The 1,685-nt window shown below is 76.0% G+C and carries 2 protein-coding genes; both read right to left on the reverse strand.

Going from position 1 to position 1,685, the window contains the following annotated elements:
• Nucleotides 1-16: 16 nt before the first annotated feature.
• Nucleotides 17-961 carry a methionyl-tRNA formyltransferase gene (gene fmt / locus BN12_RS21575; protein WP_048556733.1) on the reverse strand — a complete coding sequence of 315 codons (945 nt, stop codon included), beginning with the start codon at nucleotides 959-961 and terminating at the stop codon, nucleotides 17-19.
• 16 nt (nucleotides 962-977) lie between these two features.
• Entirely contained in the window at nucleotides 978-1,523 is a 546-nt protein-coding gene (gene def, locus BN12_RS21580) for a peptide deformylase (RefSeq protein WP_048555614.1), read from the reverse strand.
• Nucleotides 1,524-1,685: the final 162 nt, after the last annotated feature.

The raw sequence follows: 1,685 nt of genomic DNA on the forward strand, positions 1-1,685 counted from the left end.
CCTCGGCGCGCACTCGTCAGGCATCGCCGAGCCGCTCCCCCGCCTCGAGCCGGGCGCCGCGCACCCAGTCGGTGGCCGGCATCCGGCGCTTCCCGTGGGGCTGCACGTCGCCGAGGGCGACCGGCCCGGTCGCGGTCCCCACGCTGACGCCGTGCCGCTCGGACCGCAGCTCGCCCGGAGCGAGGGCGACGTCGCCGAGGTCGCGGGCGGACGGCATACCGATCGCGCCGACCTTGAGCCGCTCGCCGCGGAAGGTCGTCCAGGCTCCCGGAGCCGGCGTGCAGGCCCGGATGCGGCGGTCGACGGCGAGCGCGGGGTCGCCCCACCGAACCCGGGCGTCGTCGACGGTGATCTTCGGCGCGAGGCTCACGCCGTCGGTCGGCTGCGGCGCGGGGACGAGCGTGCCGTCGTCGATGCCGTCGAGGGTCGCGACGAGGAGCCCGGCGCCGTGCTCCGCGAGCCGGGCGAGCAGGTCGCCGGACGTGTCGGCCGGGCGGATCGGCTCGGTCATCGTCCCGAAGACCGGCCCGGTGTCGAGGCCCTCGTCGAGGAGGAACGTGCTCGCCCCGGTCACGTCGTCGCCGGCGAGGATCGCGTGCTGGACGGGCGCGGCGCCCCGCCAGGCGGGCAGGAGGGAGAAGTGGAGGTTGACCCAGCCCACGCGTGGGATCGCGAGGACGTCGCCGGGCAGGAGGGCGCCGTACGCCACGACCGGGCAGACGTCCGGGCCGAGGTCGCGCAGCGTCCCCTGGAAGGCCTCCTCGCGGGGTCGATCGGGGGTGAGGACGGGTATGCCGTGCGCCTCCGCCCGCTCCCGGACCGGCGACGGCGCGAGGCGGCGTCCGCGACCGGTGGGCGCGTCGGGGCGGGTGACGACGGCGACGACGTCGTGCCGGGACCCGACGAGCGCCTCGAGGGAGGGCAGCGCCGCCTCCGGCGTCCCCGCGAAGACGAGGCGCAGGCTCATCGAGACACCCTCACCGGGCCTGGCCGAAGGTCGCGTGCGGGCTGACCCGGACCGTCGGCGGCTTCCCGCCGAACCACTCGGCCTCGCGGATCTCCTTCATCGCCGCCTTGCGCTGCTCGGGGTCGAGACGGTCGATGAAGAGGATCCCGTCGAGGTGGTCCGTCTCGTGCTGGATGGCGCGGGCGAGGTAGTCGCTGCCCTCGAGGACGACCGGCTCCCCCCACATGCTCCAGCCGCGGGCGACGACGCTGAGCGCCCGGCGGCAGTCGAACCGGAGCTCGGGGAAGGACAGGCAGCCCTCCGGCCCGAGCTGCTCCTCGGCCGAGAGGGTGAGCTCGGGGTTGACGAGGTGGCCGACGACGCCCTCGACCTGGTAGGTGAAGACCCGCAGCCCGACGCCGATCTGAGGCGCGGCGAGCCCGGCCCCCGGTGCGTCGAGCATCGTCTCGGTGAGGTCGGCGACGAGGGTCCGCAGCTCCTTGTCGAAGTCGACGACGGGGTCGGCCGGTGTCCGCAGGACGGGGTCGCCGAAGAGCCGGATGTTCTGGATCGCCACGCCCCGAAGTCTAGGTGGCGCGCGCTCAGGCCCCCGGGTCGCGGGGGTCGAGGCGGACGACGAGCCGGCCGGGGTCCTTGCGGGCGCTGCGTAGGGCCTTGGCCTCCCGGAGCCGCCGGGCCAGGTCGGTGCCGCTGGGGGCCAGCAGGACGGCCCGGTCGC

The sequence above is a fragment of the Nostocoides japonicum T1-X7 genome (genome assembly GCF_001046855.1).
In the GTDB taxonomy this organism is placed as follows: domain Bacteria; phylum Actinomycetota; class Actinomycetes; order Actinomycetales; family Dermatophilaceae; genus Nostocoides; species Nostocoides japonicum.